The organism is Sphaerotilus mobilis (assembly GCF_004216565.1).
Taxonomy (GTDB): Bacteria; Pseudomonadota; Gammaproteobacteria; order Burkholderiales; family Burkholderiaceae_C; genus Sphaerotilus; species Sphaerotilus mobilis.
This window is the reverse complement of sequence record NZ_SGWV01000012.1, coordinates 192110-207809: the sequence shown is the minus strand read 5'-3', so window position 1 is coordinate 207809 and position 15700 is coordinate 192110. Positions and strand designations below refer to the sequence as shown.

At 66.6% G+C, this 15700-nt stretch carries 13 protein-coding genes; 10 read left to right on the top strand and 3 right to left on the bottom strand.

Annotated elements, in window-relative coordinates:
• The first annotated feature begins 8 nt into the window (after positions 1-8).
• From dnaE to EV685_RS18695, 3 genes are all read left to right on the top strand, one after another.
• Positions 9-3575 (top strand): DNA polymerase III subunit alpha, encoded by a 3567-nt coding sequence (gene dnaE, locus EV685_RS18705; protein ID WP_130483570.1) that lies wholly within the window; start codon positions 9-11, stop codon positions 3573-3575.
• A gap of 171 nt (positions 3576-3746) precedes the next feature.
• Positions 3747-4277, top strand: coding sequence for a hypothetical protein (locus tag EV685_RS20835; protein WP_207224872.1), 531 nt, complete (start codon positions 3747-3749; stop codon positions 4275-4277).
• 35 nt (positions 4278-4312) lie between these two features.
• A complete protein-coding gene (locus EV685_RS18695) occupies positions 4313-5683 on the top strand; it encodes a patatin-like phospholipase family protein (protein ID WP_130483569.1) in 1371 nt (456 codons plus the stop codon).
• Positions 5684-5839: 156 nt separating this feature from the next.
• Here EV685_RS18695 and EV685_RS18690 read toward each other — a convergent pair whose 3' ends face one another.
• Positions 5840-6175, bottom strand: coding sequence for a ComEA family DNA-binding protein (locus tag EV685_RS18690; protein WP_242615669.1), 336 nt, complete (start codon positions 6173-6175; stop codon positions 5840-5842).
• A 322-nt stretch (positions 6176-6497) separates the two neighbouring features.
• Here EV685_RS18690 and EV685_RS18685 point away from each other — a divergent pair, with 322 nt between their 5' ends.
• From EV685_RS18685 to EV685_RS18675, 3 genes are read left to right on the top strand one after another with little or no spacing between them, the layout of a single operon-like run.
• A complete protein-coding gene (locus EV685_RS18685) occupies positions 6498-7445 on the top strand; it encodes a glycosyltransferase family 9 protein (RefSeq protein ID WP_130483568.1) in 948 nt (315 codons plus the stop codon).
• Positions 7442-8530, top strand: a complete 1089-nt coding sequence (locus EV685_RS18680; RefSeq protein ID WP_130483567.1) for a glycosyltransferase family 4 protein — start codon at positions 7442-7444, stop codon at positions 8528-8530. The genes EV685_RS18685 and EV685_RS18680 overlap by 4 nt, the downstream gene beginning before the upstream one ends.
• A 13-nt stretch (positions 8531-8543) precedes the next feature.
• Positions 8544-9368, top strand: a complete 825-nt coding sequence (locus EV685_RS18675) for a DUF5672 family protein (RefSeq protein ID WP_130483566.1) — start codon at positions 8544-8546, stop codon at positions 9366-9368.
• Positions 9369-9380: 12 nt separating this feature from the next.
• Here EV685_RS18675 and EV685_RS18670 read toward each other — a convergent pair whose 3' ends face one another.
• Together EV685_RS18670 and EV685_RS18665 are read right to left on the bottom strand one after the other, a co-directional pair.
• Complete coding sequence (locus EV685_RS18670; protein ID WP_130483565.1) at positions 9381-10256, bottom strand: hypothetical protein; 876 nt, start codon at positions 10254-10256, stop codon at positions 9381-9383.
• Between the two features lie 37 nt (positions 10257-10293).
• Positions 10294-10956, bottom strand: coding sequence for a glycosyltransferase (locus EV685_RS18665; protein WP_242615677.1), 663 nt, complete (start codon positions 10954-10956; stop codon positions 10294-10296).
• 170 nt (positions 10957-11126) lie between these two features.
• Here EV685_RS18665 and EV685_RS18660 point away from each other — a divergent pair, with 170 nt between their 5' ends.
• The 4 genes from EV685_RS18660 to EV685_RS18645 are packed head-to-tail and all read left to right on the top strand — an operon-like array spanning position 11127 to position 15700.
• Positions 11127-12113: a class I SAM-dependent methyltransferase gene (locus tag EV685_RS18660; RefSeq protein WP_165396864.1), complete on the top strand. Its 987-nt coding sequence runs from the start codon at positions 11127-11129 to the stop codon at positions 12111-12113.
• Positions 12110-13153 carry a glycosyltransferase family protein gene (locus EV685_RS18655; protein WP_130483562.1) on the top strand — a complete coding sequence of 348 codons (1044 nt, stop codon included), beginning with the start codon at positions 12110-12112 and terminating at the stop codon, positions 13151-13153. The genes EV685_RS18660 and EV685_RS18655 overlap by 4 nt, the downstream gene beginning before the upstream one ends.
• A 21-nt stretch (positions 13154-13174) precedes the next feature.
• Entirely contained in the window at positions 13175-14659 is a 1485-nt protein-coding gene (locus tag EV685_RS18650) for an MBOAT family O-acyltransferase (RefSeq protein ID WP_130483561.1), read from the top strand.
• A 3-nt stretch (positions 14660-14662) separates the two neighbouring features.
• Positions 14663-15700, top strand: a complete 1038-nt coding sequence (locus EV685_RS18645) for an alginate O-acetyltransferase AlgX-related protein (RefSeq protein WP_130483560.1) — start codon at positions 14663-14665, stop codon at positions 15698-15700.

Sequence of the window (15700 nt, the reverse complement as noted above, 5' to 3'; positions counted from 1 at the left end):
TCCCGCCGATGAGCTTCGTCCACCTGCGCACCCACACCGAATACTCCGTCGTCGACGGCACCTTGCGGGTCGACGACGGGGTCGCGGCGGCGGCCCGGGACGGCCAGCCGGCGCTGGCGATCACCGACCTGGCCAACCTGTTCGGCGCGATCAAGTTCTACAACGCGGCCCGCAAGAAGGGCGTCAAGCCGATCATCGGCGCCGACATCTGGCTGGAGCCGGACGGCCCCGCCGCCGCCGGTGAACAACGCCCCGCCAGCCGCCTGCTGCTGCTGTGCCAGAACCGGCAGGGCTATCTGAACCTGTGCGAGATCCTGTCGCGCGCCTGGGTCACCAACGTCCAGCGCACCCAGGCCTGGGTCAAGTGGGAATGGCTGGCCGAACTGGGCGACGGCCTGATCGCGCTGTCGGGCGGTCCGCTCGGCGCCATCGGCCTGGCCCTGACGCAGGGCGACCTGGTGCGCGCCGCCGAGCTGGCCGAGCGCCTGGCCGGGCTGTTCCCGCAGCGCTTCTACCTGGAACTGCAGCGCGCCGGTCTGCCCGGCCATGAGACCGTCGTGCGCGCCAGCGTGCCGCTGGCCGCCAAGCTGGGTCTGCCGGTGGTGGCGACCCACCCGATCCAGTACCTCGAACCCGACGACTTCGACGCCCACGAGGCGCGGGTCTGCGTCGCCGAGGGCGAGACGCTGGGCAACGCCAAGCGGGTCAAGCGCTTTGGCCGCGAGCAGTGGTTCAAGCCAGCGGCCGACATGAGCGCCCTGTTTGTAGACATCCCGAGCGCCCTTGCCAACACCCTGGAGATCGCCCGCCGCTGCAGCCTGACGCTGGTGCTGGGCAAGCCGCAGCTGCCCGACTTCCCGACGCCGACGCTGGCCGACGGCACGTCGATGCCGATGGCCGACTACTTCCGCCAGCTCTCCTTCGAGGGCCTGGAAGAACGCCTCCAGCTGTTGTTCCCGGACGTCGCCCGGCGCGATGCCGAACGGCCGCGCTACGTCGAGCGGCTGGAGTTCGAGCTGACGACCATCCTGAAGATGGGCTTCCCGGGCTATTTCCTGATCGTCTCGGACTTCATCCGCTGGGCCAAGGCCAACGGCTGCCCGGTCGGACCGGGCCGGGGCTCGGGTGCAGGCTCGCTGGTCGCCTACGCGCTGTCGATCACCGACCTGGACCCCCTGCACTACAACCTGCTGTTCGAGCGCTTCCTGAACCCCGAGCGGGTGTCGATGCCCGACTTCGACATCGACTTCTGCCAAGGCAACCGCGACCGGGTCATCGACTACGTCAAGGACCGCTACGGCCGCCAGGCGGTCAGCCAGATCGCCACCTTCGGCACCATGGCCGCCAAGGCCGCGCTGCGCGACATCGGCCGTGTGCTGGGCATGGGCTACGGCCAGGTCGACTCGATCGCCAAGCTGATCCCGGCCCCGCCGGGCAAGACGGTGACGCTGGCCCATGTGCCGGAGAAGCCCGACGACAAGGTCATCTACGCCCGTCAGGAAGCCCCCGAGCTGAACCAGCGCGAGGAGGCGGAGGAAGAGGTCAAGGAACTGCTGACCCTTGCCACGCGGGTCGAAGGCATGGTGCGCAACATCGGCATGCATGCCGGTGGCGTGCTGATCGCGCCGGGCAAGATCACCGACTTCTGTCCACTCTACCAGCAGCCAGGCAGCGACTCGGCGGTCAGCCAGTACGACAAGGACGACGTCGAGGCGATCGGCCTGGTCAAGTTCGACTTCCTGGGCCTGGCCACGCTGACCATCCTGGAGCTGGCCAAGGACTTCATCGTCGCGCGCCACCCGAACCGCAAGGACTTCGCCTTCGAGACCATCCCGCTCGATGACGCGCGGGTCTACAAGCTCTTCTCCGACGGTCTGACCGAGGCGGTGTTCCAGTTCGAATCCGGCGGCATGCAGCGCATGCTGCGCGACGCCAAGCCGAGCCGGCTGGAAGACCTGATCGCGCTCAACGCGCTCTACCGCCCCGGTCCGATGGACCTGATCCCCAGCTTCGTGGCCCGCAAGCACGGCCGCGAGCCGGTCGAGTACCCACACCCGCTGGTCGAGTGGGTGCTGTCCGAGACCTACGGGATCATGGTCTATCAGGAGCAGGTGATGCAGACCGCCCAGGTGCTGGGCGGCTACAGCCTCGGCGGCGCCGACATGCTGCGCCGGGCGATGGGCAAGAAGAAGGCCGAGGAGATGGCCGCCCACCGCAAGATCTTCCGCGAGGGCGCCGCCAAGAACGACATCAGCGAGACCAAGGCCGACGAGGTCTTCGACCTGATGGAGAAGTTCGCCGGCTACGGCTTCAACAAGTCGCACGCCGCCGCCTACTCGCTGCTGGCCTATCACACGGCCTGGATCAAGGTGCACCACACGGCCGAGTTCTTCGCGGCCAACATGACCATCGAGCTGGACGACACCGACAAGCTGCGGGTCCTGCGCGACGACGCCGCCAAGTTCGGCGTCACCTTCGACCCGCCCGACGTCAACCTGGGCGTCTACCGCTTCGAGCCGGCCCCTGGCGCCGAAGGCAAGCAGCGCATCCGCTACGGCCTGGGCGCCGTCAAGGGCACCGGCCAGGGTGCCATCGAGGCCATCATCCGGGCGCGCGACGAAGGCGGGCCGTTCCGCTCGATCTTCGACTTCGCCGCCCGCGTCGACCGCAAGAGCATCAACAAGCGCGTGGTCGAGGCGCTGGTCAAGGCCGGCGCCTTCGACCGCCTGCATCCCAAGGGCCTGGACGGTCGCGCCGAGCTGCTGGGCAGCATCGGCCTGGCCTTCGACTACGCCGACAACCAGGTCGCACACGCCAACCAAGGCGGCCTGTTCGACATGTTCGGCGACGACGGCGACAGCCACGGCAGTTCCACCCAGGAGCCCGACTACGTCGCCGCCGAGACCTGGGACGTGCGCACCCGGCTGGGCCACGAGAAGGTCGCGATCGGCTACTTCCTGTCAGGCCACCTGTTCGACCAGGTCGAGGCCGAGGTGCGCCAGTTCGTGCGCCGCCCGATCGCCGATGTGCCCGAGAGCCGCGAGCCGCAGATGCTCGCCGGCATCGTCAGCGGTCTGCGGGTGGTCAACGGCCAGCGCGGCAAGGCGGCGATCTTCCAGCTTGAGGACGGCAGCGGCGCGGTCGAGACGGTCGTGGCCGAGGAACTGCTCAACGCCAACCTGGACCGCGTCAAGGACGACGAGCTGCTGCTGATCCAGGGCCGGGTCCAGAACGACCGCTTCACCGGCGGCGTGCGCTTCAACGCCCAGCAGATCTGGGACCTGCCCACGGCCCGCTGCCGCCATGGCCGCTACCTGCGCGTGCCGGTCAATGGCAGCGTCCCGCCGGTCGAACAATGGCTGCGCGATCACCCGGCGCGCCGCATCGAGACCGAACACGGCGAGCTGGTGCAGGGCCTGCCGATCCGCCTGGTGATCGAACGTGACAGCGCCTGCGCCGAGATCGACCTTGGCGACGACGCCCGCTTCTTCCCCAGCGACGAGGCCTTGAAGGCCTGCGCCAGCGCCAGCCACGGGCAGGCCCGATTGGTCTACGGCGACGAGGCGCCCGCCTGACCTCACCCCCCCCCTGGTTCAAGGGGGCCCACGCGGGATCGATCGCCCCGAATCGACCAGACTCGCATCCGGACACCCCACGGGATACAGGCTGAAACGCTCTGAGGTCATCGCCCCCGGAAACTGCCACGTTGTGGTGTCGAGGCCCGCTGGTGGCCTCTGGAGAGACAGATGCAACGTTGGAAACTGAGTGCCCGAGGCCTGGCCCGGACCGTGGTGATGGCCCTGACCCTGGCCGGTGTGGCGGGTGCAAGCCAGGCGGCAAACATCGATGTCGGCGTGTCGGTCGAGATCAGCCAGCCCGGCGTCTACGGCCGGGTCGACATCGGCCGCTACCCCCCGCCGCAGGTGGTGGTGCAGCGCCCGGTCGTCATCGAGGCGCCCCGGGTGATCGTGGCCGAGCCCGAGCCCGTCTACCTCTGGGTGCCACCGGGCCATCGACGCGACTGGCGGCGCCATTGCAGCCGCTACAACGCCTGCGGCGTGCCGGTCTACTTCGTGCGCGAGCGCTGGTATCAGGACCACGTGCATCGCGGACAGGGACGCTACCGAGACGACCGCGTCAGCTACCGGGACGGTCGGCGCGACGATCGCCGCGATGACCGGCGCGATGAACGACGCGACGAGCGCTGGGACGATCGCCGCGACAACCGTCGCGATGACGACCGGCGCGGCAACGGTCACGGTCGCGGGCACGACTGACTTGCCTGGCCCCGGGCGGTGACTAGACTGGCGGCATGAACGCCGCCGTCGAGCTGCCCGCCCCCGTCCCCCCGGTGACCGGCCTGCTGCTGACCGGCGGCGGTGCCCGCGCCGCCTATCAGGTCGGCGTGCTCGAGGCGGTGATGCGCATCGCCCGCGACTGCCAGGCGCCGCCGCGCAACCCCTTCCAGGTCATCACCGGCACATCGGCCGGTGCCATCAACGCGGCAGCGCTCGCCTGTCGCAGCGACGACTTCGCCGACGCCGTCGGCGAGATCGCCGACCTGTGGCGCAACGTGCATGCCGGGCAGGTCTACCGGGCCGACTCGCTGTCGATGATCCGTGCTGGCGCGCCCTGGCTCACGATGATGTCCTTCGGCTGGGCGCTCACCCGCTGGCGGCGCATGAGCCCGAAATCGCTGCTCGACAACAGCCCGCTGCAATCGCTGCTGCACCGCCTGGTGCCCTTCGAACGTCTGCCGATGCTGATGGCGCAAGGTCACCTTCGGGCGCTGGCCGTCACCGCATCGAGCTACAGCACCGGCCAGCACGTCACCTTCTACGAAGCCGACGCCGACCAGGACCTGTCGCCGTGGACCCGCTCGCAGCGCATCGCCGTGCGGACCACGCTGAACACCCAGCACCTGCTGGCCTCATCAGCGATACCGTTTGTCTTCCCCGCCATCCAGTTGCCGATCGGCGGCGACAGCGAGTGGTTCGGCGACGGCTCGATGCGCCAGGCCGCACCGATCTCGCCGGCCGTGCACCTGGGCGCCGAACGTGTGCTGATCGTCGGTGCCGGCCGCATGACCGAGCCGCCCGGCCAACGTCGGGGCAGCGACGACTACCCCAGCGTCGCCCAGATCGCCGGCCATGCCCTGTCGAACATCTTCCTGGATGCGCTGGCGGTGGATGTCGAACGACTCCAGCGCATCAACAGCACGCTGGCCCTGCTGCCGCCCGAAGCCCGGGCCCGCACACCGCTGCGCCCCATCGAGGCGCTGGTGATCTCGCCCAGCCAGCGCCTCGATGACCTGGCCGCCCAGCACGTCGATGCCCTTCCGACGGCGGTGCGTACGCTGCTGCGCGGCGTCGGCGTGAACGGCCGCCATGCGCGGCGCCTGGTGGCGACCGGCCAGCCGGCCGCCAGCGTGGCCGCCCTGTCGGCTGCCCACGGCGTTCCGGCCCATGGCGGCGCCTTGTCGAGCTACCTGCTGTTCGAGTCGGCCTACACCCGGGCGCTGATGGCGCTGGGGCGGGCCGACACCGAAGCCCGCCGCACGGAAGTCATCGCCTTCTTCGGCTGGCACTCGCCTCGCCCCAAGGGTGGGGATGCCGCCAGGGCCAGCGGCCTCGGATCAGCTCCGGCGTCAGCCGAGGCCGCTGCGGATCGTCGACCGGGCTGAGCGCGGCCATCACTGCAACGACATCGAGCCCGGCCACGGCGCTCCAGTTGGCCACCCCACCCCGGCGCGGCACGAGCAGACCCGTTCGCGGCCCGGGGGCACGACCGGCCCGCAACGTGACCCGGCTGCGCACACAGCCTGCCCCCCTCGGCGCGATCACTTCTTGGCGGTCTTGTCGACCTTTGCGGCCGGATCGGCCTTCTCCTTGGCCGGCGTGCCACCAAACGCCGCGCCATTGACCGTCAGGCCTGCCGCCGAGAAGCGCGTCGCGCTGGCCGTCTTCACGCCCTTGACCCGGGCCATGAAGTCGTCCCAGTCCTTGAACGTGCCCTTCTTGCGTTCATCAAGGATGCGGCCCGACATGGCCGGACCGATGCCCTTGACGGACTCCAGTTCGGACTGCGTGCCCTTGTTGAGATCAACGGCGGCCATGCACAGGCTGGCGCCCAAGGAAAGCAGCGCGGCGATCAGGAACTTGAACAAGCTGGACATAGGTTTACCCCTTCGAGTTGCCGCCGCACCCGAGCCCTTGGGGTCGGGGCGGCGACGTCCGCAGACGGCTGCGGCGCCTGTGGCGGGAGGGCCGCCACAGGGGGTACCTTAGGAAAGCCTGCAGGATCTGGCATTCCCCCGAGGGCCCCTCTGGCGGGGGAAGGCTCATGCGCGGCGGGTGCCCCCGCCAGGGCGTGCCGAAGCGGACGACCGACGCCCGGCCACGGCGATAATCCGCCGCCTTCACGGGCGGCTCCAGAGCCGTCTTGCCGAGTCTGCCGATCACGCCCAACAGGCGCCCACGAGCGCCCGCACGCCGCCCATGACCGCCCGCCCCCTGATCATCCGTTTGCGCAACTGGGTCGGCGACGTGATCCTCGGCGTGCCCTCCCTGCAACTGCTGGAAGCCCACGGTTACGCACCGACGCTGGTCGGCAAAGGCTGGGCACCTGCCCTTCTGGCAGGGCAGGGATGGCCTGTCCACGTGCGCCCCGGACCGCTGGGCGAGCGGGTGCGTCAACTGCGTGAGCTGCGCCGGTCTGCCGTGGCGATCGATCAGGCTTTCGACCGGCGCGAGAACGCCGTTGTCTTCCCAACGTCCTTCTCGGGCGCGCTCGAAATGCGTCTGGCCGGTCTGAAGGCCGTCGGCTATGCACAGGAAGCCCGCGGTTTCCTGCTCAAGCGCAGTGAGCCCATCACCTACGGCGGCCATGCACTGACCAGCTACTGGGAGCTGGCTTGCCGCTTCCTGAGCATCGACGCGCCGCCACCCGAGCGGATCGCGCTGAAGACCCGCCCAGCAGACCAGGCTGAAGCCGATGCCCGGCTCGAAGCTGCCGGCGTTCGACCCGGCTTCGTCGTGATCTGCCCCTTCGCCGGTGGCCAGTTCGAGAAACAGGACAAGACCTGGCCTGCTTTCGCCGCATTCACGCAGGCCCTGTTGCAGACCGGGCGCGACGTGGTGGCCTGTCCCGGTCCGGGCGAAGACACGATCATCACGGGCGAACACCCAGGCGTGAAGCTGCTGGCCGGCGTCAAGCTGGGTGTTTACGGCGGCCTGCTTCGGCGCGCCTCTCTGGTGGTCAGCAATGACACCGGACCGGCCCACCTGGCCGCAGCTGTCGGTGCGCCGGTGCTCAGTGTGCTGGGTCCGACCAAGCCCGAGCAATGGGCGCCGTGGGGACCGGACGTCACCATCGCGCGGTGCTGGCCCGAGTGGCCGACGGTCAACGCGGTCATGGCCCTGGCCGAAGATCGCCTGACCCGATGAGCGCGCCCTCGGCGATCCGCCACATCGGCCTGAGCCTCGGCCGGATCGATCACTGGCACGACGGCCTGGGCGAGTTCTCGCGCCAACTTGGACTCGCCCTGGCCGCTCGCGCCCATGAGCTGCGAGGCCAGCACGGCCTGCAGCTGAGCTTCCACCTGCCGGCGCGCTGGCATGGCGTCTTCGGCGACCAGGTCGGCTATCTCGCCACCCACACGACGCAGCGCTGGCTGCATGTCCGGCCGGTGCGCTTTGCGCTGTGGCACACGCTGCACCAGCACAACCGCCTGCGTGCACCGCTGGGCACCCAGCGCCATGTCGAGACCGTGCACGACCTGAACTTCCTGCACACCAAGTCGGCCGCCAAGATCGAACGCTACCGCGCCCGCACTCGCCTGAGACTGCTGTCGCGAGACGCGGTCATCGCCATCACCCACCATGTCGCCGCCGACATCCAGCGCGAATTGGGGCCGCTGCCACACGCGCCGGTCGTCATCCACAACGGCGCCACCGACCTGACCGGCGTGGCACAGCAGGCGGTCGACGGCATCGATCCAGCATCAGGATACTTGCTGCACATCAGCCGCATGGCGCCGAGCAAGAACATCCAGTCGCTGCTGGACCTTGCCGCCAGCTGGCCCGACCAGGCCTTCGTGCTGGCTGGCGCCACCAGTCCCTACACGGCCGAAGTGCGCCAGCAGGTCACACAACGTGGTCTGCACAACGTGACGATCCGGCTCGACCTCGACGAAGGCGCGAAGGCCTGGCTCTATGCCCATGCCCGGGGCTTCCTGTTCCCGTCCTTCACCGAAGGCTTTGGCCTGCCGCCGATCGAGGCCATGCACTTCGGCGTACCGGTCTTCCTGTCGCGGCTGACTTCTCTGCCCGAGGTGGGTGGCGACGTCGCCGACTACTTCGATGACTTCGCGCCCGCGACGATGCGCTCGGTGGTCGACGCGGGTCTGCGCCGTGCCGAGCATCCCGCACATCGCACCGCCTTGCGCCAACGTGCCAAGAGCTTCAGCTGGACCGCCTGTGCCGAAGCCTGCGTCGCCCTCTACCTGCGCACCCTGGCGCCGACGCGCTGAGCCCGACGCCACCATGCGCCTGAACCTGCCCGACGTCACCCTCGCCTGCGTCGATACCCGCCTGCCGGAACTCGCGATCGAGGCCCTGCAACGTTGCCTCGCCCAGGTCGACTTCGGCCGCAGCATCCTGTTCACCGATGCCGGATGGACCGGCACGGTGCCAGAAGGCATCGAGCGCATCGACCTTGTCATCGACAGCGTGCCTGCCTATTCGCGCTTCATGCTGCGCGGCCTCGATGCCCATGTGCGCACCTCGCACGTACTGGTCGTCCAGTGGGACGGCTACGTGCTCGACGCCAGCGCCTGGGACCCCCGCTTCCTGGAGTTCGACTACCTGGGCGCCCCACTGCGAGGCGAACCAACCCACCGCTCGGTCGGCAACGGTGGCTTCTCGCTGCGCTCGAAGAAGCTGATGCAGGCCATGCAGGACCCGACCCTGGCGATCAGCCACCCGGAAGACCTCTGCATTTGCCACGAGAACCGCGAGCGCCTCGAACGCGAGCACGCCATCCGCTTCGCGCCCGTCGAACTGGCCAGCCGCTTCGCCCACGAACGCGTCGCACCAACCGGGCCGACCTTCGGTTTCCACGGCCTGTTCAACATGGACCGCGTCATGACGCCCGGCGAGCTTGACCGCCTGATCGCCCGTCTACCCGACAACATGGCCCGCGGCCTGGACGTGCATGACCTGTGCCGCCAGCTGATCCGCGTCGGTCGCCTGAAGACCGCGCGCCAGCTGCTGGACATGCGCCTGCGGCTGGGGATGCGGGATCGGCGGACGTGGCGTCTGAGGGGGTTGATGGCCTGGGCCCGCCTGTCCCGAGCCCAGAACGGCTGAAGGCTGACGGCCTCAACCGGTCGTCGTCGCAGCAGGGGGGTCGTTGGACAGCATCAGCAGGTCATCTCCCCAGGGGCTGGCATGGTCCCAACACAATCCAGGGAGACGATCACGCGCAGGTGGGCGCAGTTGCGCCCAGACGCGAACCTCGCGGGGCAACCCGACGTAGGCGGCGAACACGAGGGCGAGGGTTTCGCCAAAGTAGACGTCGATGCCTGTGCTTGGCGACATCAGGCTTGCCTCGAGGTTGTGGTGTTGGCCTTCCACGACGCGGCAACCGTCGGGTATCGCTGATCGCTTGGCGACCACCGGATGCCGCACCACCAGCACCTCTTCAGGGACGAGACGCAGGTCACGGATCCATCGTGCGGGTGCCAATCCCGGCGACTCGACGAAGACATGGCGGATACCAACCAAGGGCAGCAGCGGCAATGTCGGTGGCAGGTCTGCCAAGGCCTTCAACGCCACGCCACGCTGGATGACAAAACGGTCCAGCCAAGCAGGCAAGCGCTGGAACTCATCAAACGTGAAATACGTCGGGCGACCGGAAATGCGTTCAAGGTCGAAATTGTTCGGCACCGGACGATGGGTATCGAGGCCGTCGTCCAGGTAGGCCACCTGGCGCGCCCGTTCGAGGCACCACAGCACACGGCGGTTGAACCGGTGGTGCGGCACGCACAGGGTGTCGACCCAGCCCAACAAGACCAGCAGTTGAACCAGCCTGAGCGACCATATGCCTATGCGCAGGTACCGCACCTGCCGACGCCGTTCGGTGCCGAAGCGCCAAGGCTCGTGAAGGATCAGGGCCGGTCGGCGCACACCGGCCATCGCTCCGTCCAGCGCGATGGCGTGGTTGATGCGATTCGTGCAGAAGAAGACATCGATCACTTGGCGTCACGCTCCGCAGCCGGGGCCTTTGGGTCGATCAGACGTCCATGCCCGACTGGGATCGCTCACGTGCCTCATGCCAGATCGGGGCCATGTCGGCGTTCTTGTAGTCCTTGAAGCACGGCGTCCCGAGCGTGTAGTGCAGCAACTTGGCGTCGTCGTTGTCGGGATACTCGGTCGTCAACCAGTTCCATTCGACGGGCAGCGCCCCGATGTCGTCGTCAGACAGCCAGCTGAAACGATGCAGAAATGCACCGGTCTGCTGCATCACGAATTCTGGTGTCAGGATCCTGTGCTTGGCATGACCACAGTTCCACAACACGACGCTCGACCAGTTCTTGCGCGGATAGTTCTGATTCTTGTTGCCCAGGTACTTCATCGAAGCCTTGGTCTGGTAGTCGTGCTGGACGACCTGGACCGCTTTCGACGGGTCACGCAAGGCCCAGAGTTCTGCGAGGTCGCGACGGCAGATCATGTCGCCGTCGGCGAAAAGGGCCCAGCCGTCAAAGTTGCAGAGCAGTGGCGTCAGGAAACGTGAGTAGATGAAGGTATTGCTGCCGTCAACGTGAGTCTCCTTGTAACCAGGCAAGGAGGACAGCACCAAGGGCGTGAAGGCCACTGGCACGGAGCAGGTCTCCAGGATGCTTTGACAGAAGGTGTGGTAGGCGACTGCTTCGCGGTCGTCGTAGCCGATGAACACTCGAATCAAGGTGGACCTCGCGACTGGACAAGTTGGCTTGGAGTGCCCGAGGCCCTCGATTGCCGGGGCTCTACTGTAGCGAACTGGGCTCACCGCAAGTTGCCCGTCCTCAAGCTGGAGCGGCGGTCGATAATCTGATGCTCATCAGACTTCCAGTCCAAGCCGCCGCCATGTTGACACCACAGCCAAGCCTTCCAGAGAGCGTCGAACTTGAAGACCGCCCTTGTCCCCTGGGCTGTGCTCCCTCTGACGTGGCCGTTCTCTCAGGATGTGACCGTATCCATGGCTTGCCAGGTCGGTTCAACGTGGTCTGCTGCGGCCAGTGCGGCTTGACCCGGACCAATCCGCGTCCGACCGCCTCAACCATCGGCGCCTACTACCCAGCTGACTATGCCCCCTATCTGGCGGTCGACACACGGCCGGGTCGACCCAAAGACAAGTTTCGACACCGGTTGCGCAGCAGGTTGACACGCTTCTGGGGACGCGACACCCGGCGCCTGCCTGCAATCCTGCCAGGACATATGCTGGAGGTTGGCTGTGCATCAGGCAATTACCTTCGAGAAATGAAGCCAAAAGGCTGGACGGTCGAAGGGATCGAGTTTTCTGATCACGCCGCCGCCCAAGCTCGAGAAACCGGCCTGCATGTGCAGACCTCGAGTATCGAGGGCGCCAGTGAACCACAGATGCGGCCCGACCTGATTGCGGCATGGATGGTCCTCGAACATCTGCATGAGCCGATCGCCGCACTTCGGAAACTTCGTGGATGGATCAAGGACGATGGCTACTTGGTCGGCGCCGTACCCGACTTTGACGCATTCGATCGTCGCATCTTCGGCACCTACTGGTATGCCTTGCATCTGCCTGCGCACTTGTATCACTATAACCAAGAGACGCTCAAGGCGGTTCTTGCCCAAGGCGGTTGGGAATTAATCAAGACACGCTGGCAAACCAACGAATTGAATCTACTGAGAACTGTCGAATACAAGTTGATCGACGCTCATTCAAAACGCCGTCTGGCCATGCTGCGATGGTTCAACAGCAGCCGAGTCATGCGCAAGGCCCGCCGCTGGCTGGGCTGGCTTCTGGGCGTGACGCACCAGAGCGGTCGCATGGAGTTCTGGGCGCGCCCTCTTCCGAACGACGGGAAGACGTCGTGACACACACGGCGTGGTGGCCGCACACCACCCAGGATCGCATCGCCAGCTATCGGCTGCGTTGTCGGCAGGTCATCGAGAGCCTGACCAGCCGTGGCCTGGATGTCGGCTTGTTCGACTCGAAGGCCAGTCCCCCCGCTTGCCTGGTGCTGTCCAAGCGCTACGACGCCCGCAGCCTGGCGACCGCGTGCGACCTGCGCCAACGTGCCGGCACCCGACTGGTCCTGGACCTCTGCGACAACCACTTCTGGTTCAGCGACGACCCGACAGGACACCTGGCGCGCCGTCGCGATGACCTCGTCCAGGCGTGCAACGCCGTGGATCTCGTGATCGCGGCCTCGGAGTCGCTCGGCGACGTGGTCCGCGCCGAAACCTCGGCCAGGGACATCGTGGTCGTCCCTGACGCGGCGGAGTCACCGTCCGCTCCTCACTGGTCCGTCCGGTGGAGACACCCCAAGGAGCAGTGGCAGATGATCCGTCTGCGGCGCTGGATGAGCCGGACCGGCATCGATCGCGCAAGGCGCCTGGTCTGGTTCGGCAATCAAGGCAGTTCGGGCGTCGAGGGCGGCATGGGCGACCTCTCGTCCATCGCGTCGGCACTGAAGAGCGCCCATGCCCGCAAGCCGTTGTCCCTGACGGTCATCAGCAACAGCGCATCACGCCATGCGGAAGTCACGGCAGGCTGGCCGTTGCCCACGTTCTATCTCCCGTGGTCCTCGAGGACCTTTTCCGAGGCGCTCTCGCTTCACTCAGCCGCAGTGATCCCGATCCAGCGCAATCCGTTCACCACCTGCAAGACCGCGAACCGATTGCTGAGCGCCTCGTTGCACGGACTCAACACGCTGGCAGACAACATTCCGAGCTACACCCCGTTTCGCGCCTGCAGCGTGCTGGACGACTGGGACTTTGCACTCGGTGGCTATCTGGACCAGGCCGAGCGCCGCTCCCTGGATGTCCAACATGCCAGGGCGTTGGCCATGAATGACTATTCGATCGAACAGATCGCCGATCGTTGGCGACAGGCCCTCGAACTGACCCCCTGAATCTCGACGGGCACATCGGCGATGCTGTTCAACTCACAAGAGTTCATCTACCTGTTCTTCCCGCTGGTGGCGCTGGTGTTCTTCCTGATCGGCGCCAGGAATGTGCAACTGGCCGCCGGCTGGCTCGGACTGGCATCGCTCTTCTTCTACGGCTGGTGGAGCGTGCAGGCCTTGCCCCTGCTGCTGGCATCGATCACGGTGAACTTCGCGCTCGCGCGGCTGATCGCCGCATCCGACGGGCGACGTCGATCGTGGCTGCTGACATTGGGGGTGACCGCCAACCTCGCCTTGCTGGGCGTGTTCAAGTACGCGGACTTCTTCCTGTCCAACTTGAACCAGGGCTTCGCGGCGCTGGCCTGGCCCGAGGTGCCCCTGCTGGCCTGGACCCTGCCGATCGGCATCTCGTTCTACACGTTCACGCAGATCGCGTTCCTCGTCGATACCACCGAGGGCAAGGTCAGGGAAAGCAGCTTTATCCACTACCTGCTGTTCGTGACCTACTTCCCGCATCTGATCGCGGGCCCGGTCCTGCATCACGCGCAAATGATGCCGCAGTTCGAACGGGCAAATACCTACCGGCCTGCCGCCCAGAACATCGTGCCGGGGCTGATCCAGTTCACGATCGGACTCGCCAAGAAGCTGCTGATTGCCGATCCCTTGGGTGCCTATGCCGACCTCACCTTCGGCGCCATGTCCACGGACATGGCGATCGGGCGAACGGAAGCCTGGCTCGCCTTGCTGGCCTACGCGCTGCAGATCTATTTCGACTTCTCGGGGTACTCGGACATGGCCATCGGCCTGTCGCGTTGCCTCGGCATCACACTGCCCGACAACTTCAACTCGCCGTACCGGGCGAGCAACATCATCGACTTCTGGCGTCGTTGGCACATCTCCCTGTCCACCTTCCTGCGCGACTACCTCTATTTCAGGCTCGGAGGCAACCGACGCGGGCCCGCACGCCGTCATCTGAATCTGGCGCTCACCATGATCCTCGGGGGACTCTGGCATGGCGCTTCCTGGAACTTCGCGCTGTGGGGCGCCCTGCATGGCCTCTACCTGATCGCCAATCACGGCTGGCAGTCGATCGTCACACGCAGCGGCATGCGACCTCCGTCATCCCCCGTCTGGCGAGGCGCCGGACAGGCCATCACCTTTGTTCTGGTCATCCTCGCGTGGGTCCCGTTTCGCAGCGTCGATCTCGATGCTTCGATCCGCTACTACCAAGCCCTGTTCGGCCCGGACGGATGGCCCGTCGGCCCATTCCGTGGCCATGAGTTGCCGTTCAAGCTGTCGACCTTCTATCAGACCCTGGTCGTCGGAAGTCTCATCGCATGGACATTGCCCAACTCGCGTCACTGGTCGGAGACGGCCGCGAACTGGGTGCAAGGCACAGGATTCCTTCGACGCTTGCCCGCCCTGCTGCAAGGCCTCGGCTGCGGACTCCTGCTGGTGTTCTGCGTGAGCCGCCTGAATCGCCAGAGCCCCTTTCTCTACTTCCAGTTCTGACCCATGCAAGGCCCGCTTCGACGATGGCTCACCGGCTACGGCCTTGCCTACATCTTGTCCCTGGCGTTGCTGTGCGTGTCCTGGTTGACACCCGCTGCGCAGGGTGATCTCACGCGTCTGGCTGGATTGGCTGAGCACGACTTCCACGCCCGGGATCAACAAGCCGTGGTGCCAGTTGCGCATCTGGTTTCGGTCTCGCTGAACAAGGCCGATGTGCTCGTGATCGGCGACAGTTTTTCGACCTCGTCAAACGGCGAACGACGCACCGGCCTGGCCTGGCAAGCCCAGTTGGTGGCTGCCGGACTGGCCGTCGCGACCTTGCACTGGGATGCCGTGCGACCGTTGTGCCCGGACTTCGAGACGCGGTTGCGCCAGTCAGGCTTCCAGGGACACACGGTGATCCTGCAGAGCGTCGAACGAAACGTGGCAAACCGATTGACGGGGGATGCCAACTGCCCTGTCGCCCGACCGCTCGGAGATTCGGCGCACGTCACGCAAGCCGTGGAAATGTCGGTGACGCCAGCCATCGCGTTTCACGCTCATGCCAACCTGCTGCACGGTGCCGCGACCTGGTTCAACACCCGGCAAGCGCGAAGGGCCGAGGCGCCGATCCAGTTGACGGCACCGTTTGCCAACGAGGCTGTGCGCGTTGTCCCGCTGCCCGATGGGTGTCGATGGTTCAGCCACCTGCAATGCGAGCGCGGTCTGTTCCTGGCCGCTGACGTCCATGCTCGACCGCTGTCGGCCGAACTGGTCGACGTCATGCGACAGCGGAACTCGGCACCAAGCCCATGGCGCGTGGTCTGGGCGATCGTTCCCGACAAGTCCACCTTCTATGGCGTCCGCGAAGCCGAATCGCCTCAAGCCCCGTTGCACTTCGCCAACTTGGCACTTGCGGGACTCGGCCCGGATCTCTTCAGCGCCTTGAACGACTTGCGTCGCGATCGCCGGGACGTCTACCTTCCCAACGACAGCCACCTTTCCCCGGTCGGCTACCAGCAGATGGGCAACGCCATCCTGAGCTGGATCGCCGGTCGATAA

Excerpts from the sequence above, each read along its gene's own strand:
- dnaE (WP_130483570.1), top strand. The coding sequence starts at position 9 with ATGAGCTTCGTCCACCTGCGCACCCACACCGAATACTCCGTCGTCGAC.
- EV685_RS20835 (WP_207224872.1), top strand. The coding sequence starts at position 3,747 with ATGCAACGTTGGAAACTGAGTGCCCGAGGCCTGGCCCGGACCGTGGTG.
- EV685_RS18695 (WP_130483569.1), top strand. The coding sequence starts at position 4,313 with ATGAACGCCGCCGTCGAGCTGCCCGCCCCCGTCCCCCCGGTGACCGGC.
- EV685_RS18690 (WP_242615669.1), bottom strand. The coding sequence starts at position 6,175 with ATGTCCAGCTTGTTCAAGTTCCTGATCGCCGCGCTGCTTTCCTTGGGC.
- EV685_RS18685 (WP_130483568.1), top strand. The coding sequence starts at position 6,498 with ATGACCGCCCGCCCCCTGATCATCCGTTTGCGCAACTGGGTCGGCGAC.
- EV685_RS18680 (WP_130483567.1), top strand. The coding sequence starts at position 7,442 with ATGAGCGCGCCCTCGGCGATCCGCCACATCGGCCTGAGCCTCGGCCGG.
- EV685_RS18675 (WP_130483566.1), top strand. The coding sequence starts at position 8,544 with ATGCGCCTGAACCTGCCCGACGTCACCCTCGCCTGCGTCGATACCCGC.
- EV685_RS18660 (WP_165396864.1), top strand. The coding sequence starts at position 11,127 with ATGTTGACACCACAGCCAAGCCTTCCAGAGAGCGTCGAACTTGAAGAC.
- EV685_RS18650 (WP_130483561.1), top strand. The coding sequence starts at position 13,175 with ATGCTGTTCAACTCACAAGAGTTCATCTACCTGTTCTTCCCGCTGGTG.
- EV685_RS18645 (WP_130483560.1), top strand. The coding sequence starts at position 14,663 with ATGCAAGGCCCGCTTCGACGATGGCTCACCGGCTACGGCCTTGCCTAC.